23 protein-coding genes are annotated in these 23,238 nt (G+C 41.8%); 13 read left to right on the top strand and 10 right to left on the bottom strand.

From position 1 onward, the window contains the following. Positions 1 to 19 precede the first annotated feature (19 nt). The 5 genes from ND16A_RS16295 to pdsO all read right to left on the bottom strand — a co-directional run bounded on the left by ND16A_RS16295 (position 20) and on the right by pdsO (position 3,600). Complete coding sequence (locus ND16A_RS16295; protein ID WP_152593777.1) at positions 20 to 337, bottom strand: hypothetical protein; 318 nt, start codon at positions 335 to 337, stop codon at positions 20 to 22. Next, positions 334 to 858, bottom strand: a complete 525-nt coding sequence (locus tag ND16A_RS16300; RefSeq protein WP_033076144.1) for an RNA polymerase sigma factor — start codon at positions 856 to 858, stop codon at positions 334 to 336. Before ND16A_RS16300 ends, ND16A_RS16295 begins: the two co-directional genes overlap by 4 nt. A 39-nt stretch (positions 859 to 897) precedes the next feature. Continuing rightward, positions 898 to 1,245: a DUF6249 domain-containing protein gene (locus ND16A_RS16305; protein WP_033076143.1), complete on the bottom strand. Its 348-nt coding sequence runs from the start codon at positions 1,243 to 1,245 to the stop codon at positions 898 to 900. A gap of 414 nt (positions 1,246 to 1,659) precedes the next feature. Then, a complete protein-coding gene (locus ND16A_RS20085; protein WP_052072821.1) occupies positions 1,660 to 2,115 on the bottom strand; it encodes a hypothetical protein in 456 nt (151 codons plus the stop codon). A gap of 678 nt (positions 2,116 to 2,793) precedes the next feature. Next, entirely contained in the window at positions 2,794 to 3,600 is an 807-nt protein-coding gene (pdsO, locus tag ND16A_RS16310) for a sortase-associated OmpA-like protein PdsO (protein ID WP_033076142.1), read from the bottom strand. Positions 3,601 to 3,808: 208 nt separating this feature from the next. On the opposite strand from pdsO, the gene pdsR reads away from it, so the two are divergent. From pdsR to ND16A_RS16345, 7 genes are all read left to right on the top strand, one after another. Then, entirely contained in the window at positions 3,809 to 4,501 is a 693-nt protein-coding gene (gene pdsR / locus ND16A_RS16315) for a proteobacterial dedicated sortase system response regulator (RefSeq protein ID WP_033076141.1), read from the top strand. A 49-nt stretch (positions 4,502 to 4,550) separates the two neighbouring features. Beyond that, a complete protein-coding gene (gene pdsS / locus ND16A_RS16320; RefSeq protein ID WP_033076140.1) occupies positions 4,551 to 6,749 on the top strand; it encodes a proteobacterial dedicated sortase system histidine kinase in 2,199 nt (732 codons plus the stop codon). 245 nt (positions 6,750 to 6,994) lie between these two features. Continuing rightward, a complete protein-coding gene (locus ND16A_RS16325; RefSeq protein ID WP_033076139.1) occupies positions 6,995 to 8,038 on the top strand; it encodes a DcaP family trimeric outer membrane transporter in 1,044 nt (347 codons plus the stop codon). 58 nt (positions 8,039 to 8,096) lie between these two features. Beyond that, a complete protein-coding gene (locus tag ND16A_RS16330) occupies positions 8,097 to 9,161 on the top strand; it encodes a TRAP transporter substrate-binding protein (RefSeq protein ID WP_033076138.1) in 1,065 nt (354 codons plus the stop codon). 69 nt (positions 9,162 to 9,230) lie between these two features. Further along, a complete protein-coding gene (locus ND16A_RS16335; RefSeq protein WP_052072820.1) occupies positions 9,231 to 9,779 on the top strand; it encodes a TRAP transporter small permease subunit in 549 nt (182 codons plus the stop codon). A 2-nt stretch (positions 9,780 to 9,781) separates the two neighbouring features. Continuing rightward, on the top strand, positions 9,782 to 11,170 hold the full coding sequence (locus ND16A_RS16340; RefSeq protein ID WP_033076137.1) for a TRAP transporter large permease: 1,389 nt from the start codon (positions 9,782 to 9,784) through the stop codon (positions 11,168 to 11,170). Between the two features lie 120 nt (positions 11,171 to 11,290). Continuing rightward, positions 11,291 to 12,622, top strand: a complete 1,332-nt coding sequence (locus tag ND16A_RS16345) for an IS4 family transposase (RefSeq protein WP_033076136.1) — start codon at positions 11,291 to 11,293, stop codon at positions 12,620 to 12,622. A gap of 53 nt (positions 12,623 to 12,675) precedes the next feature. Here ND16A_RS16345 and ND16A_RS16350 read toward each other — a convergent pair whose 3' ends face one another. From ND16A_RS16350 to ND16A_RS16360, 3 genes are all read right to left on the bottom strand, one after another. Continuing rightward, complete coding sequence (locus ND16A_RS16350; RefSeq protein ID WP_033076135.1) at positions 12,676 to 13,296, bottom strand: response regulator; 621 nt, start codon at positions 13,294 to 13,296, stop codon at positions 12,676 to 12,678. A gap of 9 nt (positions 13,297 to 13,305) precedes the next feature. Further along, positions 13,306 to 14,718: a cache domain-containing protein gene (locus ND16A_RS16355; protein WP_033076134.1), complete on the bottom strand. Its 1,413-nt coding sequence runs from the start codon at positions 14,716 to 14,718 to the stop codon at positions 13,306 to 13,308. 304 nt (positions 14,719 to 15,022) lie between these two features. After that, complete coding sequence (locus tag ND16A_RS16360) at positions 15,023 to 15,925, bottom strand: LysR family transcriptional regulator (protein WP_033076133.1); 903 nt, start codon at positions 15,923 to 15,925, stop codon at positions 15,023 to 15,025. 108 nt (positions 15,926 to 16,033) lie between these two features. On the opposite strand from ND16A_RS16360, the gene ND16A_RS16365 reads away from it, so the two are divergent. From ND16A_RS16365 to ND16A_RS16380, 4 genes are read left to right on the top strand one after another with little or no spacing between them, the layout of a single operon-like run. Continuing rightward, positions 16,034 to 16,819 carry a (Fe-S)-binding protein gene (locus ND16A_RS16365; protein ID WP_081945439.1) on the top strand — a complete coding sequence of 262 codons (786 nt, stop codon included), beginning with the start codon at positions 16,034 to 16,036 and terminating at the stop codon, positions 16,817 to 16,819. 1 nt (position 16,820) lies between these two features. Continuing rightward, positions 16,821 to 18,308 carry a LutB/LldF family L-lactate oxidation iron-sulfur protein gene (locus ND16A_RS16370; RefSeq protein ID WP_033076132.1) on the top strand — a complete coding sequence of 496 codons (1,488 nt, stop codon included), beginning with the start codon at positions 16,821 to 16,823 and terminating at the stop codon, positions 18,306 to 18,308. Continuing rightward, on the top strand, positions 18,308 to 18,997 hold the full coding sequence (locus tag ND16A_RS16375) for a LutC/YkgG family protein (RefSeq protein WP_033076131.1): 690 nt from the start codon (positions 18,308 to 18,310) through the stop codon (positions 18,995 to 18,997). The genes ND16A_RS16370 and ND16A_RS16375 overlap by 1 nt, the downstream gene beginning before the upstream one ends. 56 nt (positions 18,998 to 19,053) lie before the next feature. After that, positions 19,054 to 19,695 carry an SOS response-associated peptidase gene (locus tag ND16A_RS16380; RefSeq protein WP_052072819.1) on the top strand — a complete coding sequence of 214 codons (642 nt, stop codon included), beginning with the start codon at positions 19,054 to 19,056 and terminating at the stop codon, positions 19,693 to 19,695. Between the two features lie 4 nt (positions 19,696 to 19,699). Here ND16A_RS16380 and ND16A_RS16385 read toward each other — a convergent pair whose 3' ends face one another. Both ND16A_RS16385 and ubiT read right to left on the bottom strand, forming a co-directional pair. Next, on the bottom strand, positions 19,700 to 20,374 hold the full coding sequence (locus tag ND16A_RS16385; RefSeq protein ID WP_033076130.1) for a GAF domain-containing protein: 675 nt from the start codon (positions 20,372 to 20,374) through the stop codon (positions 19,700 to 19,702). 156 nt (positions 20,375 to 20,530) lie between these two features. Then, complete coding sequence (gene ubiT / locus ND16A_RS0118685; protein WP_052072818.1) at positions 20,531 to 21,010, bottom strand: ubiquinone anaerobic biosynthesis accessory factor UbiT; 480 nt, start codon at positions 21,008 to 21,010, stop codon at positions 20,531 to 20,533. Positions 21,011 to 21,150: 140 nt separating this feature from the next. On the opposite strand from ubiT, the gene ubiU reads away from it, so the two are divergent. Continuing rightward, the gene (gene ubiU, locus ND16A_RS16390) at positions 21,151 to 22,146 is read left to right on the top strand and encodes a ubiquinone anaerobic biosynthesis protein UbiU (protein ID WP_033076129.1); all 996 of its coding nucleotides are present in this window, start codon (positions 21,151 to 21,153) and stop codon (positions 22,144 to 22,146) included. Positions 22,147 to 22,157: 11 nt separating this feature from the next. Further along, complete coding sequence (locus ND16A_RS16395; protein WP_033076128.1) at positions 22,158 to 23,030, top strand: U32 family peptidase; 873 nt, start codon at positions 22,158 to 22,160, stop codon at positions 23,028 to 23,030. Positions 23,031 to 23,238 lie beyond the last annotated feature (208 nt).

The raw sequence follows: 23,238 nt of genomic DNA, 5'->3' as shown, positions 1-23,238 counted from the left end.
AATACTAATCTCACTGAATTTAAAGCAATTCATCCTTGATAAAATAACACACCAGCGCCAACATCAATAACGGCACAGAGGTCATTAACGCGGTTTGCATGCTACTCATTTCAATCACATTAAATTGGCTAACTGCCTGGATGATAGCCGCACTTGGCAAGAACCAGAGTAAGGTTGCCAATGCCACCAGAGCACATATTTGTAAAATCCAGAATCGCTGCAAATTACGCTGATTCGCTTTGTTTAGCGTCTGCTGTACAAATTCTTCAGCATCCAGTTTAGGCAGTGGCTTTGCCATTAATTGCTCGAGTTGTTGCTCACTTAACGGGCACATCATGCTGCTCCTCGTTGTATTTGCTCACCAATAGTTAATAATTTATCTTTGCCACGTTTGCAATGCGATTTCACTGTACCCAGAGGCATATCTAATATCGATGAAATTTCTTGTTGTCCGTAGCCTAAGGTTAAATTCAAGGTTATCACGGCCCTTTGCTCTTCACTTAAGTATTGCATTAACTGCATCACCAGTTTTTCATTTTCACTGTTATCCTGACTTGCAATTTCTACTTGTTGCTCATTAGCCGAAGGTCGCTCTTTAATTTTTGCGATTTGATTTAAAAAATTACGGTAAGCAATACGGTATAACCAGGTTTTAAAGGCGTTAATATTCTTAAGATTACCTAGCTGCTGATAAGCAATGATCAGGCTTTCCTGGGCAATATCATCGGCAAGGGCAAAATCTCCGGCGGTGAGGCGACGACAATAGCCGCGCAAGTCTGACTGACAAGCTTTTACAATGTCGGTAAAAGCTTGTTGATCATTTTGCTGAGTAAACTTACTGATTAACTTGGCTAACATAGCATTAAGCTTATCACATCATCACTTATAACACTTTGGTTAGGCATCTTTCGGGCTGAATTTCCAAACGATCAGGTAGCCAATACCAATCGCTAACGGAAATAAAGAAACGCCGACAATGTCGTGGCCAAACGGGTCGAGTAAGCCAAATGCGCCAGTAGCCACAGCCAGTGAAATTAATAAAATACCACGTTTAAAATCCGCTGACGGGGTACGTTGCGATTGCAGTATTTTTTCGATGCTTTCTGGTGATAACTGCTGGCCTTTTTCTAATGCCACCTGAATGGTTTTTTGCAATTCATGTTTACCTTTATAAGCATAATAGAAAAATGCCCAACCAATAATGCCTAGCATGATAAATAGTACGATAGGGATTAATTCACCCATAATAAACTCCTCAGTTTTTTAAAATTATTTTTGATTGTTTGCACATTAATTTATTCAATAAAATTAGCTAAATTTAACGGCGTTATATATTAGAGGGAGTGAAACGAGGTTTTGGATGCAGCAGGTAAGAATATTTTTATTATTACCTGCTTAACGGGGGAGTAATTGCGAAATAATGGGCAGTCATATCAATTTGATTAAATATATGGTCTACTTTTTCATGAGGAAAAACGGATAAATACAATGCATAAAATAGATAAGTAGTTATTCTACTTATCTATTTTATAAAGCCGTAGTTATTCGTTTTATCTCAGGCATCCATGCCTTCGGTTCTTAGAACTGCTTCGCAAAGAAGAATTGTTCCATACAATTCTTTAACCATTAAAAATGAGCAGATATTTAGTCAACTTGGTATTATATTTCACAGTCGCGGTCTGAAGTTTTCCAGATAATAGGTTCCCAGTATTCGCCTGTTGTTAATTTAGAACGATGTTTACGAAGATATTTTGCCCCTAAGTAGTATTTTTTATTCGGCTCTACATTGATTTCAAAGACCTTGTAATTCAGCATTTTGCCACGACGACGGGTAAAGTACGAATCGGTAATTTGCTCAACCACTTTAATTTTGTGTAATCCTGGCGATAATTGAAAAGTATGGCTACCACTACCCACAGGAACACCATCAACGGTATTGATGTTTACCCAGTAGATATTTTTATTTTCTGGTGGTCGTTTATAAATGGAGACAACGCCACATTGGTTAGAAAGCTCTGCTGCTTGAGCTGTCGCTTGTTCAGAGTTATCGTCGGCGAACGAGACAAATGGCATAAAGCCGAATAGTGCTATTGCTAGCGGTTTAGTAAGTTTCATAATTTCATCCTTTAATGTTTCATTATTTATTTTTTAATTTGTTAATCACACTGTATTAATAGCGATTAAACAAATTGCAAACAAGACAATGAATATGTCCATATGTAATAAAGTATGTAGTTCCAACACATACTAAAGTTAACTATAAGCCGAGATCACAAAAAAAACCAAGCTAAAGCCTGATTTTACCGGGTTTTCACTGGACTTTACGGGGGGGGGTATGCGAATTTAATGAATATTTAATCATGACACATCCAGACACAAGGTTAACAACTTGTTACAAACGGCAAGTTAAGTTTATGAAAGAAATCCAGCTGTTTCGCTGAAATATTGGCAAACAGAGAGGCATACCGGTAAATATACCCGTGCTACCTCAAGATGCATGTTTCAGAGTGACTGAGCAATTTCAACGCAAGGCGCAGCTATACAGTAATGGTGATCCCTTTCAAATAGGTGAAACGAAGAGGTGGGATTGCTCAGACACTCCGTTCCGGTGGGTTTAAAAGCAATTTATGCAGCGTTATTAATTTTAACAATGGAATAACCATTCTCTAAATTTAATGCCTTGCCTAAATTGCTTTTAACTCCCACTGAAATCTTGCACTTTGAGGTAGTACGGGTATATACCTCTCTCACTTGGTGGGAGCTTTAATAACAAAAGATTGAATGGAAAATGAATTATAATTTCGCTTGTTTGGCCACCTCCTCAGAATTAACAATCAACTTCATTTCTACCCGACGATCAAAATAATTCACCTCGGAAGCAACATTTTGATCTATCGGCGCCAGTTCACCAAAGGCACTGGTGATGATCCTTTGCTCGTTAATGCCTTGTGCCGCCAGTAATTCTTTTACCTTGCTGACTCGCTGCTCGGCAAGAGCCAGGTTTAATTGTTCTTCACCTTGTTTATCGGTATATCCGGACAAATCGATGTTTAAATGCGGCGATCTTTGTAACACTTTGGCTAGCGCAATTACTTGTTGCTGATAATGCGGTTCAATGTCACTGGAACCGGTTCTGAACATTAAACTCACCAGAATATTTTCCACCTGCGCTTTTTCACTGTGTTCATAAGCACTGGCAATGTTCATCATTTCTTGTTGATATTGTATTTCCAGATTTTTGATCTCACCTTGATGACGATTTTCATTATTGCTGGCAGTTAGCTGTTGTTTATCGACTGTATTTTCCAGTGCAATAATTTCTTTTTCCGCCACCATGTGCTTACCAATAAAATCACCCGCAAGTGCGGTAATAAACGCCCCTGGCGGGCCACCAAAAATACCACCGATAATGGCACCGAGACTCAGACCGACTTTTTCTTCGGTAGGAATTTCTTCAATCTGCTCAAGCACATTTTTTTTCTGGCTGGTTTGCTCAGCATGTGCCAGTGGTGCCATCGTTGTCACTAGTGCCGTTGTTAATACTATTGCGCTTAGCTTGCTTTTCATCATAGTGCGGTTTTTCATATCAGAGTTGTTCATTATCATTTCCTCAGTTACTGTTGTTTTAAATAGGTTGTGTTGTTTCAGTGATTTCATTACAACGCACAAAACTGACAAACCAGCAGATAAAAAATGAACTATTAACGAGCAATTATGACCAATTATGATGATTAGCCTGTTATCATTAAATTCAGAATATCTTTCGTTATATTAACGATATAGCCAAGCCAAAAAAGTAAGAACAACAATGAGCAAACGCATTGCAATTGTAGAAGACGATGAAGCGATCAGAGAAAACTATGCCGATGCCCTGCGCAAGCAGGGGTTTGTGGTGCAAACCTATAAAAATAAGCAAACGGCATTGGCCGCATTCGCCTTAAGTTTACCGCATTTGGCCATTTTGGATATCGGCCTGGAAGATGAGTTTGATGGCGGCTTTGATATCTGTCGCTATTTGCGCGAAAAGTCAGAAACCCTACCGATCATCTTTTTAACCGCCAGAGATTCTGATGCCGATATCATCAGCGGCTTGCGCCTTGGTGCCAATGATTATGTCAGCAAAACCATGAGTTTTGCCAATTTAAGTGCGCGCATTCATGCGATATTAAATTACTTAAAATTTTTAGAAAAACCTCAACAAGATGACGAACTGACCCGCGGGGCATTAACCATTAACAAAGACCGATTAAGCATTCATTGGCAGCAACAGATTGTCAACACCACCATTACCGAATTTTGGATGATCCATTCCCTGGCGTTAAACCCGGGCCATGTGAAAAGCAAAGAACAATTAATGACTGATGCCAATATTGTCGTCGATGACAACACAGTAACCGCACACATTAAGCGTATTCGCAAAAAGTTTATTAGCCAGGACGCGGCGTTTAGTTGTATCGATACCGTTTATGGTATGGGTTATCGCTGGCATCAAGGCCAATAATGAATGGCCCTCTTAGTCGGAAAGATAATGGTTATCACAGGACAATAGTTTGCGTTTAAATATCACCGTTAAATTAATGTTTTTTGCCTCACTGTTATTGGCCATTCCGTTTATTGGTTATAACTACATTTGGGACATGGAAAAATACCTGCGCCTGGGACAAGAGCAAACCTTAAAAAACAACGCCAAAGCTCTGGCGACCGCCTTACACGAGCGGCCAAAATTATTTAATAATCAGGCAAGTTATAAAGAAACCCTGGAAAAAGGTAAAGATTTTTTCCCCACGGTGATTTCTGCCGCCATTAAACTGGACGGCTTAGACAAGGACTGGAGTGAGATAAAAAATGCGAGAAACAGTAATTTTTATGACTTTAACAACCAGATAAAATCCGCTTTTAGTGAGCAACAAGTCAGTTTAAGTTTTACCACCAACATTGGTCGTTTCAACGACTATGTTTATGCTTTATTTGATGTAAATGATGATGCGGTTATTTTTCGCGGCAAAAATAAATTATCGATATTCGATAACGATCATCTCGAAATTTCCACCATCGACAACAACCAACAACTTAACCGTTATGTGATCAGCAACCATCAGGCCGGCTGGATCAGTGCGTTTAAATTACCCGGCAAGAATGCCCAACAGGTGTATCCAGAAAATGAACAAGGCATACAAGGTCACTTACGTTTAACCGCAACAGGCTACGTAATAGAGTTGCGCATTCGTAAAGAGCTGCTTGGCGAAAAGGTGGGGTTTAACATTACCGATGTCGATTTGCCCAACAATGACTCCGACCACAAGGATGACGCTATTTCTGCCATTGACACACCCGTGGTTATTGGTACGGCAGACACCAAAGATTCGCAAGACTTAGGCACCTTTACCGTGCCATCACCGGAGATTGAACGCATTATCAAAGCCATGGGCCGCAGTCATTCGAGCATTACCGTCGTCGATAGACATCACCGGGTATTAACCACCCATGGCGATATTCATAATGCCAGTGGTGACTGGTCGAGTAATGAATTTTATGCGGCAAAAAACTCATGGTTTAGCCGAGCTCGGCAATGGCTGTTAGCACCATTTTATCAGTACTTTTTAACCAAACCACCAAAAGATTTTAACACCGAACAATTTGAAAACCGTCAACATAAAAAGCGCCACCTAAAGCAAGCACTTGCGGATGGTAAGTTGTCCTCGATTTGGTGGACTACCCCCGATAACAAAGCGGTGATCTTATCGGCAGCACATCCCATTTACGTCGATAACCAAATTAAGGGCGCGGTAATAGTTGAAGAAACCACGCACGGCATTCGCAACATCCGCAACCAGGCCGTTGAGGGCGTGTTACTTACCAGTATTTTTATTTTTGGCTCGGTAACTGCGCTGTTTTTATACACCTTACGCTTATCTTACCGAATTCGAAAACTGCGCAATCAAACCGAAGCCGTCGTGGACGAGCACGGTAGAATAACCGCAAAGTTTACCCCGACCAGCATTAATGATGAAATAGGTGATTTAGCAAAAAGCTTTACCAGCATTCTTGGTCAACTTGGCCAGTACAATGACTATTTGCAAAACATGTCAGCACGCTTATCGCACGAACTGAAAACGCCTATCTCGGTGGTGCGTTCATCGCTGGAAATGTTGGAAAACCAGGAAATAGAAGATAGCAGTAAAATTTACATGAAGCGGGCCAAGGATGGGATCCAACGGTTGAATTCGATGTTACTGGCGATGAGTGAAGCGAGTCATTTAGAGCAGGCATTACAGTCGTCTGAGGTAGAAAAATTCGATTTAGCCGAACTGGTGGAAGGTTGTAGCCAAAGCTATAGACAAGTCTATAGCGTTCAGCAATTTTCATTAAACATCATCACCAGGCCGCTGTTTATTAAGGGCAGCGACGAACACATAGCGCAACTATTCGACAAGCTCATTTCCAATGCGGTAGAGTTTAGTGCCAATGACGATGCCATTAACATAGTCCTTGAACAGGTAAAAGATAGTGCGATTTTAACCGTAACAAATCGCGGACCTTTATTACCCGATCAAATGAGCAGTAATATTTTTGATGCCATGGTGTCAATGCGCAGCGAAGAGCAGAAAAGCCAGCCGCACTTAGGCATTGGCCTCTACATTTGCCGACTGATCGCCGATTATCATCAAGGCAGCATTAGTGCCGAAAACTTGGCGGACAATAGTGGCGTTAAATTCACTATTGTCTTACCTATCCTTTTAACCACCTAAGCAGATATAGTCGCTTACCCTACACCTCAACCTCAACGCAACCGCTCATTAACAATAGTTATCTAAGTGTAAACCCTTAGTTAAAATACGCATTTACACGGATATCTTCCTTTTCTCAGTTTATTTATTGTTTATCCACACCCAGTAAAAAGGTTTTGCAACATATACAGATGAGTTATTCAATTATCTTGTTTAATCGAATACCTCATTAACGCAAAGCCTTCAATTGATAAGAAGGTAAGACAATGAATAAATTAATCTGTTCGACTGCCGTATGTGCGGCTTTAGCCAGTACAACAGCATTGGCTAGCTATGAAATCAATATCAACGAAAAGCAAAAGCTCAGTTTCGGCGGATATTTCAAAGCAGACTTAAGAAATGTTAATGGTGATATTGCTTACCGTGATTTCTGGATTGGTAACAATGCTTATAAGCCAGATACCAATGAAACTCGTTTTAGCGTCAGGGAATCACGCTTTAATATTAAATACCAGCATTCAGATGTTACCGCCGTACTCGAGTGGGATTTTTATGATGATCAACAACCAACCGGTGCGAGTGAAACGGTAACCGGTGGTCATTCCCTGCGTTTAAGGCATGCTTACGCCCAATACGGCAACTGGAAAGTGGGTCAAACATGGTCAACATTCATGCCGTTAGTCTCCATTGCCGATGCGCTAGATTTTGGTGGCGCCCACGTAGGGCAAACCTTCATTCGCCAAACGCAAGTTCGCTACACTAATAACGGTCTTGAACTTGCCCTTGAAAACCCTTCGACCCAATCAGGCAAAAGCCAATCCGTTCCCGATGTTGTCGCCCGTTATACCTTTAAAGGCGACTGGGGACAAGTAGCATTGGCCGGTTTAATGCGCACTTTAGATGATGGAGGCGACCCATTAGCAGCAGATGGCAGCCAGTTTGCTTATAACATCCATGGTCGCATCAAGGCGTTTGGTGAGGATGATATTCGATTTTCATACAACGGAGGCCGCTCTGGTCGTTATGTGAGCCCTGGTGCCAACATCCACGATTTAGCCGATGATGGCGATATTCATGAAACTCAAGCCTATACCTTAGCCTATCGGCATTTATGGAATGATACATGGCGTTCTAGTCTTTACTACGGTGCGGTGAAAATTGATGAGCTCGATGCCGATAGAAAGCATTGGGGGTTAAACCTGATCAAAAGCCTGAGCAAACAACTCAGTATCGGCGCTGAAATTGGTAACTACAAAACCGAAGATGGCGATTCTGATTATATCCAGTTATCCGCTAAGTACGTTCTTTAACTCCTATTCAATCAATTGTAGAGGCGTAACTATAGCGTCTCGTTTTGAGGAAAACATTATGAAAACAGTAAAAACATTTGTCATCAGCGCACTAGCATTAAGTCTATTTTCAGGGGCGGCACTAGCAGAAAAACGCGTACTGTTAAAAACGCCAATTTATTACAATTCAGTACTACCCGGTTTAGGCTCACCTATTAAGTATGTGTCGGATAATATTGGCAAATTAAGTGGCAACAGCATAAAAATGAAAATTTATGAGCCCAACAAACTGATAAATCCAAAGGAAATCTTGGACGCCGTCGCTACTGGTAAAGTACAAGCCGGATTTGCGACTGCCGGCAACTGGGGAGGAAAAATCCCAGCCGCTCGCTTGTTCTCAGCCATTCCTTTTGGTCCTGAAGCCCCAGAGTATTTAGCCTGGTTCTATCAAGGCAATGGCAACAAATTACATCAAGAGCTTTACGACAGTAAAAATTTAAACATTAAAGTGCAAATTTGCGGCATGTTACCGCCAGAAACCTCGGGCTGGTTTAATAAAGAAATTAATTCGGCTGACGATTTAAAAGGCTTAAAAATGCGTTTCTTTGGCTTGGGTGCTTTGGTCATGGAAAAGATGGGAGTGAGTACCGTTGGCTTACCCGGTGGTGAAATCTTTCCGGCATTAGAAAAAGGCGCTATTGATGCCACCGAATTTTCTATGCCGGTGGTTGATAAACGAATAGGTTTAAAAAAGCTATTAAAATACAACTACTTCCCTGGCTGGCACCAGCAAGCGACGATGATGGAACTGATCATCAATAAGGATGTGTGGCACAAAATGAGTGAACAGCAACAATCGGTAGTTGAGCATATTTGTAAATCAGCAACCCTTGATGCGCTCGCTTATGGTGAAGCGATTCAAGCACCAGTAATGAAAGAGAATGTCGCTAGCGGCGTAATTAATAAATATTGGTCTGCTGAAATGTTGGCAACGTTTAAAAGCCAATGGCAACAAGTCGTTGCTGAAGAGTCAGCGAAAGATCCTGAATTCAATAAAATTTATCAAGATTTAGAAGCATTCCGTAAAGATTACGATTTATGGGAAGCAAACGCGTTTTTACCTCGCCCTAAACCAAGTTTGTAACACCGGGGTCCCCAACCCTTTTGCCTGAAGCAATTGCTTCAGGCCTTTTTTTCACACGAGGAACAACTTATGTCTAAGCAACCTCCCAGCCAAGCGAGCAGTTTAACAGTATGTTTGTTAAAAACATCTGACACTCTGGAACGTATCATTAAAGCCGTTTCCGCTATTTGTTGTTGGTCTTCGGCGTTATTAATGGCGGTGATCGTCATTAACGTGATCATGCGCTATGGCTTTAATAATGGCCTGATTTTATTTGAAGAGATCCAATGGCACCTCTATGCGATAGGCATAATGTTTGGTCTGTCTCATGCCGAAATAACCAACTCACAAGTTCGAGTGGATGTGGTAGCGGCAATGTTGAAACCTAAAACCGTGATCAAATGGGAAATTTTCGGTGCTATCGCCTTTGTTTTTCCGATGATTTTTGTGGTTATTTTCAACAGTTGGGATTATGTCGCCACCGCTTATCAACTTAACGAATCTTCTGTATCACCACTGGGCTTGCCTTATCGCTGGATCATTAAAGCGGTAATTCCCGTAAGTTTCTTAATGCTGGCGCTCGCTGTTTTGGCACGTTTATTCAGAAACATCATTTCTCTTTATCAACCGGAGGCGTAGTCATGGAATTCAATGAAATTTTAGTGATTGCCATGTTTATCTCTTTTATTGGCTTTCTTTTTACCGGCATCCCTATCGCCTATGTACTTGGCGGTATCGGGGTATTGTTTGGCGTTATCGGTTATTTCTCTGATATTTACATGGAGACTTTTACCGGTCTCGATTTAAATGTGATGGGCTTAGTGGTATCGCGAATTTTTTCATTGATGGAAAACTGGGTGCTGGTGGCCCTGCCGATGTTCATTTATATGGGCTTGATGCTGGATAAATCCGGTGTTGCTGAAAAAATGATGATGGCAATGCAAGAGTTGTTCGGTCGAGTTCGTGGCGGTTTAGGCATTACCGTCACATTAATTGGCATTATTTTGGCGGCATCAACCGGTATTATTGGTGCATCGGTAGTGTTATTAGGATTAATGTCACTACCGGCAATGATGCGACAAAATTATTCGAAAACATTTGCTACCGGTATTATCTGTAGTGCCGGCTGTTTGGGGATATTAATTCCGCCAAGCATTATGCTAGTGATCATGGCCGACCAACTGGCGTTATCGGTAGGTGATTTATTTACCGCAGCAGTATTTCCGGGGTTAATGCTTGGTGCTGTGTATCTTATTTATATTCTGGCTAACGCGTATTTCAAACCTGGTGTTGCGCCATTGCCAGAAGATCGCAGACCACTGACCTGGCCGGTCATTAGAGAGGTATTACGGGCAATTATACCGCCAATGTTGCTAATTTTTGCCGTATTAGGCTCGATATTTGCCGGCGTGGCGACTCCCACCGAAGCCAGTGGTATTGGCGCGCTAGGCGCAACCATGCTTGCTGCCTGGAATAAAAAACTGAATTTTAAAGTTTTCCACGGTGTGTTAATGTCATCTTATAAAACTACTGCCTATATTTTTGCCATTTTCATTGGCGCCACTGTGTTTTCATTTGTACTACGTGAGCTTGGCGGTGATGAGCTTATATCACAAACCTTAACCAGTTTGCCTTTTGGCGACTATGGTGTGTTAATCGCTATTTTAGTCATCGTTTTTCTACTAGGTTTTTTACTGGACTGGATAGAGATCACTCTTATTGTATTGCCATTGCTGGCGCCAGTTATCGCTGGGCTTGATTTTAATGTTGACGGCTATGGGGTACTGGACCAGCCTGTTCTGGTGTGGTTTGTAATGTTAATTGCGCTCACATTGCAAACGTCATTTTTAACCCCTCCGGTAGGTTTTGCCTTGTTTTATTTAAAAGGGGTTTGCCCGCCAGACATTAAGCTAACCGATATCTATAAAGGCGTAATACCATTCATACTTTTACAATTGCTGGGGTTAACGATATTGATAATCTATCCGGAAATTGCCTTATGGTTACCGTCAAAAATTTACGGAGATTAAACTCCATTAACTAACTCATAAAAAGGGGAGCAATTATGCTTAATGCTGATCGTTTTAGCTAGTTGAACGATCTTTCAGAGGCCTCATAATAGGCCACAACGTTAGTTGTGGCCTATTTTTATGTCTGAATTTTTAAAAGAATTACACATTACCTCTGAGTTCTGCCAAGAACACGATATTGATGCATTTACAAAACATATACCTTTAGAGTGGGTAGAAGAAGCTGTTCAACAAACAGGGCGAGCATCTGTTCGTAAACGCAGATTCCCAGCAGAGCAAGCGGTTTGGCTCGTATTAGGGATTGGTTTACTGCGAAATCGTTCCATACCAGAAGTGTGTGATAAATTAGAGTTGGCTTTTCCTGATGCTAATGGTGACCTACCACCATTAGCAACAAGTAGCATTATAAAAGGAAAAGAAAAACTAGGCTCTGAGCCTATGAAATATCTATTTAAACTCACTGCTTCGCAGTGGGATAAGTCACAGGATTTCGATGACGTATGTGGTTTAAAGTTATTAAGTGTTGATGGTACTCAGTTTAAAACTCAAGATACACCAAGTAATCAACACTTTGGTTATGCTCAAAGTACAGCGAATTTCCCCTCTGTTCTCGCCGTAACATTAATGTCTACGCGAACACATTTAATCTCTGATGCGGCATTTGGCCCTGTAACGAATAGTGAAATTCATTATGCCCAACAGTTAGTCAGCTCTGCACCAGAAAATTCATTAACCTTGTTTGACCGTGGTTTCTTTTCTGCAGAGCTTTTTACTGCTTGGCAAGGAGCAAGTGAAAATACTCATTGGCTAACACCAATAAAAAGCAAAATGCGCTATGAAATTATCGACTCATATAGTGAATATGACCATATCATTGACATGCCAGTGTCACCTCAGGCAAAGAAACAAGCCCCTTACTTAGGAGATACATGGCGCGCTCGATTAATTCTTATTCCATCGCCTAAAGGTGAGATAAAAGGGTTTATCACATCATGCTTGTGTCAAGAAAAATACCCTATTGAAGATTTATTAAACGTGTATTGGCAGCGCTGGGAAATAGAGAGGAGCTATGGTGAATTAAAACAATTTCAATTATCAAACAAACCGATATTGAGAAGTTTAAAAAGTGACGGTATATATCAGGAGTTATGGGGAATACTAACGTCTTACAATATCGTTAGGTTAGAAATAGCAGCAATGGCTAAAGAGCATGATGTAGAGCCATTGAGGATAAGTTTCATTAATGCCTTGTATCTTATTCAGGATGAATTTCTCTGGTGTTCAGGGCGAAGCCCTGGGACTATCCCTAAAAAACTTAAAGACCTAAGAGAAAATGGCAAGCGGCTCATATTGCCAAAGAAAAGAAAACGAAAACCATACCCCAGAGCCGTATTAGCAAAGACTCAGAAATATCCTAATCGCTATAAAAGAAAAAACGCCACTCGCTCTTAAACGAGTGGCGCTAAGCAATTATGCTCCCCTTTGCTGTTATTGATTCAACCGTTTTATCTGTCCAGGCCGTAATCGATGGCGTAACGAATTAACCCGGCAGTCGATTCAATATTAAGTTTCTGCTTTATGTTACGCTTATGCGTCTCTACGGTACGGACACTAACATTAAGTTCCTGGGCAATACGTTTATTATTCATCCCATGTGAAACCAAACGCAAAACCAATTGTTCACGTCGAGTCACGATGCCTCGTTGTTCACCGGCTAACTCCTGAGATAATATTTCGGTCACTTCTGCACTAAAGTAGGATTTGCCGCTGGCAACCTTTTTGATGGCAGCAATGAGCTCATTGCCTGGTACGTCTTTTAACACATAACCGTTAGCACCATGGCGCATGGCGGTTAAAATATACTCCTTGTTATCGTGCATACTCAGCATCAGTACTTTACAGCTAAGCTCTTGCTCTTTGATCAGTTCGAGCACATACATACCATCCATTTCTGGCATATTAATGTCCATTAACACCAAATCAAATTCCGTATTTTGCAATAACTCCAAGGCTTGTTTGCCATTTTCGGCTTCGTTCACCACTTCAATATCGGCATCTAAATTTAACCGATATTTCAGTCCCTCACGAAATAAAGGATGATCGTCAACTAATAACACTCTTATCATCTTGTTGCCTTATTTATTCATCGGTTTGTCGATATCGGTATTTTCAATATCGGCATTATAACGTAATCGACTCTGCGGTATGCGAGCAATAATGCTGGTTTTCCCCTGGCGGGAAGTAACTTCTAACCTACCGTCATAGAATTGCAATCGCTCTTTAATATTCCTTAAGCCAATCCCTTCATAACATTTGTTCGATTTTTTAACGCTTGCAAAATCAAAGCCCTGACCATCATCGGTGATCTCAAGTACCAGCCAGTCTTTGATTAATTTTAATGAAATAGATACCAGGCTGGCATTCGAATGGCGTTCAATATTGGTCATTGCTTCCTGAGCGATTCGATATAAAGCGGTTTTGATCTCAGTCGTTAAAATATTACGCACCTTCAAGCGCTGCACTTCAACCCTAATACCGGTTCGTTTGGTAAACTCTTGACCTAAATCATCTAGGGCGGCACCTAAACCATAATCTTCGAGAATACTTGGGTGTAATTGGTGAGAAATACTGCGAATGTCGACCATGATCTTGCGGATCAAGTCCATGGCGTGATCTATGTCCTCATCGGCACGATCATCATTTTGTTGTTTTAACTGCGCGGTTTCTAGTGAAAACCTTGCCGCGGCAACCGTTTGACTCACGCCATCATGCAGCTCTCTGGAAAAACGCTTACATTCTTCTTCTTGCGTTTGAAAAATACGCTCATTCAATGCTCTTAATTTTTTATTGGCCAGTCGTCTTTCACTGAATTGTAAAAACAAGCCGGTAACAAACACTGAAATAATGGCCAATAAACCAATTAATAAGGTGATCACCGAGCTATCATTGATGTGTGCGGTTATGGCATCATTTAATAGCGACGTTTGCTCATCAATATCATCGATATATACACCGGTGCCGATTATCCATTGCCATTTATCAAGATCTTCTGAGTAAGCCAGTTTTTTAGAAACGGCACCTTGTTTCGACGGCTGATTAAACACGTAATTAAGATAACCACCTCCCTGTTGGCCATTATTTATCAAGCCCTGAATTATTTTTACGCCATTGATGTCTTCCAAGTCATACATATTGGTGCCAATACGCCACTCCTGGCCGGGCAATACTAAATTAGTGCCCTGATAATCATAGGCATAAAAATAGCCATCTTCACCAAAACGCATATTAGACAACACCTGCTTCACTCGCGCTTGATACTCAGCGGTCGATAAGGTTTTGCCTTGATAAAGGTGATCGACTGCCCCTTTGGCTATTTTTACGTAATTTTTGAGTTCGTCCCGGCGGTGCTCAATCACATCTGTACGGTAAGTTAGTGCCACTTGATCGGATAGTGACTTAAACTGTACTTGGGTAACAATTAACACCGCAACGGTGGCAATCACTAAAGGTAGAATGGTAAAAAGATAGAATCTGTGATTGATATTCATGGTCTCTAATCTAGTAAGGAGCGAAGCTCACTGTGCTCATAAAATTTGAGGAGGCTTTTCACTTAATATTCATATAGTCCACCAATCAGTATTGTTCAAACCATGACAGCTTGCCATAAAATTAAAATACTGATTAATATTAATTAATCAAAGTGATGTGAGTCAATATAGCGTCAATTACCTCATTTATATAGGCAGGAAAAATTAATTTACTATTTCCAGTTACGTCATAATCTTCACTAGGACACGAATATCAAAATTTAAATATTCACTATTTTACGTCAGGTAACACAGAGCACAAGCATCAAAAATAGTGCTGACGTTGTTGATAACCTTGTTTGATATGCTCAATCAGCAAACGAATTTTATTAGGCAGATAGCGGGTATAGGGATACACCGCATATACGCCAAGCGATCGTGCTTGATAAGCCGTTAAGATTTCCCGCAAATCACCTTTTTCAAGATCCTCATACACGCTGCACCTTGGCACATAAACAATGCCATAGCCAGCCAACGCGGCTTTACGCAGTGCTTGAGAATTATTGGTGGCAAAAGACCCTGATATTTTTACACTTTCAGGGTTACCGTTATGAGTAAAACGCCAGTCAGTAGCGCCTTTAGCTTGATAGGTATAGGCTAAACAATTGTGCTTAACTAAATCTTCGATACTGTCAGGCTGGCCATGCTGTTCAATGTATTTAGGTGCGCAGCAAACGATCCAATGCGACTCAATTAACGGTTTTGCGATTAAACTCGAATCTTCCAAAATTCCCGTGCGCACGACCAGATCCAGGCCTTCTTTAACTAAATCAACAAATTCATTTTCCAGCCGAACTTCGACATTAATGTCAGGGTATTGCTGACAAAACTGGGCAATACATTCCGCCAAGAACAATTCTCCTGAAATGGTTGGCACGCTAATTTTAATCGTCCCGGATAACTGTTCGCTAAAACTACTCACCGAACCTATGGCCTCATTGACTTGCTTATTAATGGTTGCCGCATGTTGGTAAAGAATTTCTCCTGCTTCGGTCAAACTTAATCGCCGGGTAGTACGATGCAGAAGTTGCACCCCAAGCTCACTTTCTAATTTGGTGATTTTTTTGCTTAATGCCGGCGTAGATATGCCGGCCACTTTCGCCGCTTTGTTAAATGAATTTGCTTCAACCACTAACGCAAAAAAAGATAAATCACTGGCACTCGACATACATTGCACCGCTTTTGGAAACAATAAATTAATTAACGTGGTATATATTAACAATGTTTTTAAGTGTATGTTAATTAAAATATGTAAAACCTGAAAGTTGAACGAACTATGAGCACATTAAATACCCAGCATCTGCGCAATTACCCGCAAAAGCCACAACAAGTTTATCTTTATGGTACTTGCCTGGCCGATAGCCTGTTTCCAGACTCCGGGATAGATGCAATTGAGTTTCTCGAACAACAAGGGGTTGAGGTTATTTACCCGCAAGGACAAACTTGTTGTGGCCAACCCGCCTACAATTCAGGCTATCAAGATGAAGCGAAAGCGGTGGCGCTTGCGCAAGTCGCTCAGTTCCCGCTCGACATTCCTATCGTCATCATTTCCGGCTCATGTGGCGGCATGATGCGTCATCACTATCCGGATTTACTAAAAGGTGAGCCGGGCATAACACAGTTTTGTGATCGTATTTTCGAGTTTACCGAGTTTTTAGTGCATGTGCTGAAGATCAAATTAGATGACAAAGGCGAGCCAGAGAAAATCGCCTTGCACACCTCCTGTGCTGCTCGCCGGGAAATGGGCGTGCACATTACCGGCCGATCGTTAATTTCGCAACTCGAGAATGTCGAACTGATCACCCATGACTACGAAAGCGAATGTTGTGGTTTTGGTGGTACCTTCTCTGTCAAACATGGTGATATCTCCGGTGCTATGGTGAAAGATAAATCTGAAAACCTGGTCAATGCCGATGTGGTGAGATACATCAGTGCCGACTGGGGTTGCATGATGAATATCAACGGTGCGCTTGAATATCAGAAAAACTCATTACGCGGTGAACATATTGCCAGTTACCTGTTAAAACGCACCCAACATAATAAAAAACAGCGAGGAGAGTAAAATGGCTGCTCAACAATTGGATCCCAATGAAAGCAAATATGCCGCTTCTGCTCGTAACTTTCGCGACAATGTGAAAAGAGATCTTGGCAATCAGGAGTTACGAGAAAACTTTCGTGGTGCTATGGATTATCTCGTTGATAAACGCAAGAATGCATTTCCAGATGGTGATGAATTAGAAACGCTGCGAGAGCAATGCAAATTAATCAAGCAACGCTGTTTATTGAAACTGCCACACTTGCTTGAACAACTTGAAGAAAACCTGCAAGCCAACGGTATCCATGTGCACTGGGCAGAAACCATCACCGATGCCAATGACATTATCGCCCAGTTAATCGCGGCAAAAAATGGCAAGTCGGTAGTCAAAGGCAAGTCGATGGTTTCCGAAGAAACCGCGCTTAATGACTATCTTGAAGCACGTGACATCGAGTGTTTAGAGTCAGATATGGGCGAGTATATTGTGCAACTAGCGCATCAACACCCGTCGCATATCATCATGCCGGCGATCCATCAAAACAAAAAGCAAGTGGCCGATTTATTTGCCGATAACATCGACGGTTTTGCGCACACTACCGATGTGGATGCGTTAATCGGTGAAGGCCGCCGAGTGCTAAGGGAAAAATTCTGTCAAGCCGACGTTGGTATTACCGGCGTTAACTTTGCAGTAGCCGAAACCGGCACCCTGTGTTTGGTTGAAAACGAAGGTAATGGACGAATGTGTACCACAGTGCCAGATTTGCACATTGCCATTACCGGCATCGAAAAAGTGGTTGAGTTTCTCGATGATGTACCGCCGTTATTAAGTTTGCTGACCCGCAGCGCAACCGGACAAATCATTTCCACCTACTTCAATATGATCTCTCACCCTCGGCAATCAGGCGAAAAAGATGGCCCCGAAGAAGTGCATTTAGTCTTGCTTGATAATGGCCGTAGCCAGGCATTTGCCGATGAAGAGCTGCGCCAAACTCTGCAATGTATCCGTTGTGGCGCCTGTATGAATCACTGTCCGGTCTACACCCGCATTGGCGGTCACGCCTACGGTACGGTATACCCGGGACCTATTGGGAAAATAGTATCACCGCATATGCTTGGTCTTGAAGCGACGAATAATTTACCAACCGCTTCATCAATGTGTGGTGCCTGTGGAGAAGTGTGTCCAGTAAAAATTCCAATCCCTAAATTATTACAACGCCTGCGCGTAGAAAGTGTCAAAGCCAAACACAATGGCGAGCCAGTGATGAAAGGCGAAGGCAGTGGCCGCAAAAGTATAGAAGCGGCCATTTGGCAGGTTTGGAGCATAATGCATAAGTACGCTTTCATCTATAAAACATCGATGTGGTTTGCCACCCGATTGAGAAAACTGATGCCGAACAAAATTGGGGTATGGACCAGTGTCAGAACCGCACCAAAACTGGCACCACAAACCTTGCATGAAAAAGTGCAAGCAAGACAAAATCAGCAACAGTATAAGCAACTGCAAGGAGGTAAATAATGTCGACCAATATTAAGCTGCAAAGCAATGTCGCCAAAAGTAGCATTCTGGATAAATTAAAAAGCCAGGTTAAAGGCGCAGATTATTCGAAATTGCCTGCCGAGCCGAGCTATCAATATCCACAGTTGTCAAAAGAACAGCAACTGGCGCAATTTATTGGCCATTTGCAAGCAAATCACGCCCAGGTGATCCAGCTTGAACAAGCGCAGATCGCGGAAACCGTGAGTAACGAGCTAAAAGATAGAGGCATCAAAAAATTGCTTTATGGCACACAGGCAGCGCATTCTGCGCACATGGCCGAATTAGATGCCGATATTAATACCGATATTAGCGCCGAAGTGTTTGATTTTAATTTAGCCGGTAATAAAGAAAAACTATTTAATGACACTCCGGCGAGCATTACCAGTTCACGCGCCGCTATTGCCGCCACAGGCTCTATTGTCTTATGGCCAACGGTTACGGAGCCAAGAAGTTTATCCTTAGTGCCGCCAGTGCATTTTGTCATTGTTGATGCTGAGCGGTTATATGCCACCTTTGCCACATTGATCAAAGAGCAACAATGGCAAGACAAGCTACCGACTAACGCCATCTTAGTTTCTGGCCCGTCAAAAACCGCCGATATCCAACAAACTTTGGCTTATGGTGCCCATGGTCCAAAAGAGTTAATTGTATTACTGATAAATAGCTAAGCTGGATCGTTTAGGTTTATACTGATGCCAATCTACATAAGTATAAATTCAACTCAATGCATATGCAGATTAGTGGTATTAAAACCTTAGCTAAAGGCATTGGTAAAGAAGTTATGTGTGGTCGTTTTGCAGTAAATAAAAAACAAGTGGAGACCTGGCTGATCAGCAATCTGCAGGCAGAGTTTCACTGTCAGCAAAACCTCGATTTGTGTCCCAGCCAAACGGTGAGTACCATCATCAAAGGTGAAGAGCAAAACAGCTACCGTCAACAGGACTCTTTGTGGGGCATAAAACCGGCCTGGGCAAATAAATTAATCATCAATGCCCAAGCCGAAACCGTTCGTGAGAAAGGCACATTTAAGCAGGCTTTTGCCAAACAGCGTTGTATTATCCCGTGTTCTTCCTGGTTTGAATGGCAACAACAAGATGACAACAAACAAAAGTTTCAATTTAGCGCGATTGATGATCGGCCATTATTCATGGCCGGAATTTACTACCTGGCAAAACAGCAAAATCAGTCATTAGTGGTGACGTTAACAACGACACCAACCGCACAATGTGAAGCCTATCACCGGAGAATGCCGTTATTGTTGCAAGAAAATAATATTGAGCACTGGTTGTTAGGAGGTGCGGAGCAAGTGGTGCCATTGCTAGACAGCAGAATGGCAGATGAATTTAAAATTGTCGCTAACGAGTGATTTACTAGCTGGCTAAAATTTTTTTACTGTAATCATCTTCTTTAATATCAAACTCTTTTGAATGGGTCATATAAGGATGATCTTCAAGAAAGATCTCAATCGCCCGTTTTACCTTGTTAGAGATAAAATCAATTCTATCATCGAAGAAATTTTTGCGATGATCTTCCGAGTCAAAAATGCCAATAACGTCACCATCAGGGCCGAAAATCGGACAACAAAGCTCCGATTTCACTTTCGCATCACAACGGTAATATGGACCGGTATGGTTATCAACATCGGGAATGTAATACGGTTGCTTTTCCAGGATAACGCGGGTATTTATCGATTTTTCCAGATACTCTTCTGAGATCTCAAATTCGGCTTTGCTCATCTCGCCGTTATAGACATATTTTACTAATTTATCACCATGGCGAAGATAAATACCAAACCAAAGTACGTCGGTTTTAATGTGGATCCAGCGTACCAAGCGATTTAGCCGGGCCAATAAATCCAGCAGGTTTTGTTTTTGCTCATTGCTGTCAACGTATTGCATTAAGTCGTAGGTGTTGCCCGGCTCTTTGTAGATAGGACAAGTGCCATCGGCATTTAACTTAGGTTCGACATAAGTTAATAGATGGTCGTGGTTATCTAAAGTATTAATTGGCTCGTAAAGAACCCCTAAAATGTCAAATAAGCGCATATGTGTTTACCAATAAATCGTTGACGAAAGCTACCGAGAACTTGTTAATACAAGACGATAGATGTTTAGACGTCTAAACATCTTGAATCATTATACATAACTCTTCGCCAATGCCAACTTATTTTGTCAGTAAATGGTGCAGGCTGAGATTAAGCGCTACAAATACTGGGCATAGGCGACAATGGGCTTAGTCAGTAAATCAGGCAGTTGTGATAATTCAATCCGGTCAAGCATGTTCTTTATTGCCAGGCCTAATTCGACATCGCCTTCAATCAGTAATTTTCGTTTAAAAAATAAGGTGTCGGGATCTATGGTTTGCGACGCCATTAACACAAATGAATTAAACTCACCCGAAATCACCACATCGCTAGCACTTTCACTATGGCGCTGGTCATTACTCACTTTGATTTCTTCGTCGATGACGGTAAAAAACCACGAACGCTTTATATCGGTGACCTTGATCTCTAAAAAGGCGTGTTCGAGAAAATCGAGCTCGCCATCGGTTAATTGCTCTTTTAATACCTTATTTATCGCCAGTTCAATGGTTTTCTGTTGGATAACATCCGGAATTAATTGGCTGGAAATGGCGGCGATTTTAGGCAGTAACGGCACAAATTTTTGCGGTAAATTGATCATAATAATTATATAGCCATCAAATTAAATTCATTAGTAGTTAAAAGATAACAAATTAAAACTTGCCATTGTTTAATCCAAATCAAATATATCCATGGCTAAATGCTTAAACTAAATGGCGAAAATAATAACCGAGACTCATTATGGAATTACTTTGTCCTGCTGGCAGTTTACCCGCAGTAAAAGCGGCGTTAGAGCATGGCGCCGATGCCATTTTTATTGGTATGAACAATGAAACCAATGCCCGCCATTTTGCCGGCTTAAACTTTAATGATAAACGCATTTTACAAGCGGCGGATCTGATCAATCAGCAAAATAAAGATTTGCATATTGCCATTAATACCTTTGCCCGTCCGGGTGATTTTAAAGCCTGGAAGTACAGCGTCGACAAAGCCGTAGATATTGGTGCCAAAGCATTGATCATCGCCGATATGGCAGTGCTTGACTATGCCGCCGATAAATATCCAGAGGCTGAGGTCCACTTGTCAGTGCAGGCGTCGGCAACCAACAAAGCGGCAATAGATTTCTACCGTAACAATTTCAATATTCAGCGCGTGGTATTGCCGCGAGTGTTGTCATTGCAACAAGTAAAACAACTGTCGCGGCAAACCGATATTGAATTGGAAGTCTTTGCCTTTGGCAGCTTGTGTATTATGGCGGAAGGCCGTTGTTATTTATCGTCGTATTTAACTGGCGAAAGCCCAAATACTGTTGGCGCATGCTCGCCAGCCAAATTTGTCAACTGGCAACAAACCGATGATGGTTTGGAGTCTCGTTTAAATGATGTATTGATCGACCGTTACCAGGATGATGAGAATGCGGGTTACCCGACCCTGTGTAAAGGCCGTTTCAAGGTTGATGACAGCTTATACCATGCATTGGAAGAGCCCACCAGTTTGAATACTATTGATTTAATCCCTGAATTAGCGAAAGCGAATATCGCTTCAGTCAAAATTGAAGGCAGACAACGCAGCCCGGCTTATGTTGCGACCGTCACCCGATTATGGCGTCAGGCAATCGATAAATACCAGGCCGATCCCGAGAACTATCAAGCTGATGAAAGTTGGATGGCAGAGCTTGGTAACATTTCTGAAGGCTCACAAACCACTCTCGGTGCTTATCACCGCAGCTGGCAATAAGGGGGATAGTTATGAAGTTTTCATTAGGTGCTAATCAATATTATTGGCCAAAAGCAACAATTGCAGAGTTTTATCAACAAGCGGCAACATCGAATGCCGATATCATTTACTTAGGCGAGACGGTGTGTTCAAAGCGCCGTGAATTGCGGCAAAAAGACTGGCTGAATCTGGCCCAAGAATTAGCCAAAACCAACAAGCAAATTGTGCTGTCGACCATGGCCTTGCTGGAAGCGCCATCTGAGGTGATGTTACTGCAAAAATATTGTGCTAACGGTGAGTTTATCATTGAAGCCAATGATGTTGGCGCGATAGAGTTTTGCCGGCAAAATAAGGTTGAGTTTGTTTGTGGACAAGCGATTAATGCCTACAATGCACCGGCGTTAAAACGACTTGTTGGCATGGGTATGCAACGTTGGGTTACCCCGGTTGAACTCGGTCGTGACTGGATCAAACAAACCTTGGATGAGTTAGACCGCCAAAATTTACGCGATAAATTTGAAGTCGAAATTCAAGCCTACGGCCATTTGCCGCTGGCCTATTCGGCCCGCTGTTTTACTGCACGAAGTGAAAACAGAAGCAAGGATGAATGCCAGTTATGTTGCATCAATTACCCCAGTGGCCGCTTAGTGGATAGCCAGGAAGATAAGCAATTGTTTGTGTTAAACGGCATTCAAACCATGTCGGGCGATTGCTATAACTTAAGCAACGATATTGCCAGTATGAAAAATCTGATTGATGTTATTCGTATCAGCCCACAAGCCGAAAACACCTTCACCATACTCGATGACTTCATTGATAGAGAGCAACACAGTGAATATCGAAAATTACCGGCAAATCATTCTAACGGTTACTGGCATGAAATTGCCGGCATGCAAACTATTTAATACCAATCTGTATAAGTTAGCCTGAATCCAGGTTAGCTCAACCAAACACCAAGAGTAAAATCCTCAGTTATTTTTACTCTTGGTATTTTCACCTTAATCCCACGTTCTGCCATTTCATTGTGCGACCAAATTGTTATACTGAAGAAAGTATAATAATAGAATTGGTGTAAGGGATAGCAATGAGTTCAGTGCAAAATATACAAAGTAA

The sequence above is a fragment of the Thalassotalea sp. ND16A genome, assembly GCF_000764205.1.
Classification (GTDB): domain Bacteria; phylum Pseudomonadota; class Gammaproteobacteria; order Enterobacterales; family Alteromonadaceae; genus Thalassotalea_A.
This window is presented reverse-complemented; position numbering and strand designations above follow the sequence as displayed.

Bases quoted from the DNA above. Each gene is read 5' to 3' on its own strand.
- ND16A_RS16385 (WP_033076130.1), bottom strand. From the start codon at position 20,374: ATGCGCTTATTTGACATTTTAGGGGTTCTTTACGAGCCAATTAATACT.
- ND16A_RS16330 (WP_033076138.1), top strand. From the start codon at position 8,097: ATGAAAACAGTAAAAACATTTGTCATCAGCGCACTAGCATTAAGTCTA.
- ubiU (WP_033076129.1), top strand. From the start codon at position 21,151: ATGGAATTACTTTGTCCTGCTGGCAGTTTACCCGCAGTAAAAGCGGCG.
- ND16A_RS16335 (WP_052072820.1), top strand. From the start codon at position 9,231: ATGTCTAAGCAACCTCCCAGCCAAGCGAGCAGTTTAACAGTATGTTTG.
- ND16A_RS16375 (WP_033076131.1), top strand. From the start codon at position 18,308: ATGTCGACCAATATTAAGCTGCAAAGCAATGTCGCCAAAAGTAGCATT.
- ND16A_RS16360 (WP_033076133.1), bottom strand. From the start codon at position 15,925: ATGTCGAGTGCCAGTGATTTATCTTTTTTTGCGTTAGTGGTTGAAGCA.
- ND16A_RS16355 (WP_033076134.1), bottom strand. From the start codon at position 14,718: ATGAATATCAATCACAGATTCTATCTTTTTACCATTCTACCTTTAGTG.
- ND16A_RS16300 (WP_033076144.1), bottom strand. From the start codon at position 858: ATGTTAGCCAAGTTAATCAGTAAGTTTACTCAGCAAAATGATCAACAA.
- ND16A_RS16340 (WP_033076137.1), top strand. From the start codon at position 9,782: ATGGAATTCAATGAAATTTTAGTGATTGCCATGTTTATCTCTTTTATT.
- ubiT (WP_052072818.1), bottom strand. From the start codon at position 21,010: ATGATCAATTTACCGCAAAAATTTGTGCCGTTACTGCCTAAAATCGCC.
- ND16A_RS16380 (WP_052072819.1), top strand. From the start codon at position 19,054: ATGCATATGCAGATTAGTGGTATTAAAACCTTAGCTAAAGGCATTGGT.
- ND16A_RS20085 (WP_052072821.1), bottom strand. From the start codon at position 2,115: ATGAAACTTACTAAACCGCTAGCAATAGCACTATTCGGCTTTATGCCA.
- ND16A_RS16305 (WP_033076143.1), bottom strand. From the start codon at position 1,245: ATGGGTGAATTAATCCCTATCGTACTATTTATCATGCTAGGCATTATT.
- ND16A_RS16365 (WP_081945439.1), top strand. From the start codon at position 16,034: ATGAGCACATTAAATACCCAGCATCTGCGCAATTACCCGCAAAAGCCA.
- ND16A_RS16295 (WP_152593777.1), bottom strand. From the start codon at position 337: ATGATGTGCCCGTTAAGTGAGCAACAACTCGAGCAATTAATGGCAAAG.
- pdsO (WP_033076142.1), bottom strand. From the start codon at position 3,600: ATGAACAACTCTGATATGAAAAACCGCACTATGATGAAAAGCAAGCTA.
- ND16A_RS16370 (WP_033076132.1), top strand. From the start codon at position 16,821: ATGGCTGCTCAACAATTGGATCCCAATGAAAGCAAATATGCCGCTTCT.
- pdsR (WP_033076141.1), top strand. From the start codon at position 3,809: ATGAGCAAACGCATTGCAATTGTAGAAGACGATGAAGCGATCAGAGAA.
- ND16A_RS16325 (WP_033076139.1), top strand. From the start codon at position 6,995: ATGAATAAATTAATCTGTTCGACTGCCGTATGTGCGGCTTTAGCCAGT.
- ND16A_RS16350 (WP_033076135.1), bottom strand. From the start codon at position 13,296: ATGATAAGAGTGTTATTAGTTGACGATCATCCTTTATTTCGTGAGGGA.
- ND16A_RS16345 (WP_033076136.1), top strand. From the start codon at position 11,291: ATGTCTGAATTTTTAAAAGAATTACACATTACCTCTGAGTTCTGCCAA.
- ND16A_RS16395 (WP_033076128.1), top strand. From the start codon at position 22,158: ATGAAGTTTTCATTAGGTGCTAATCAATATTATTGGCCAAAAGCAACA.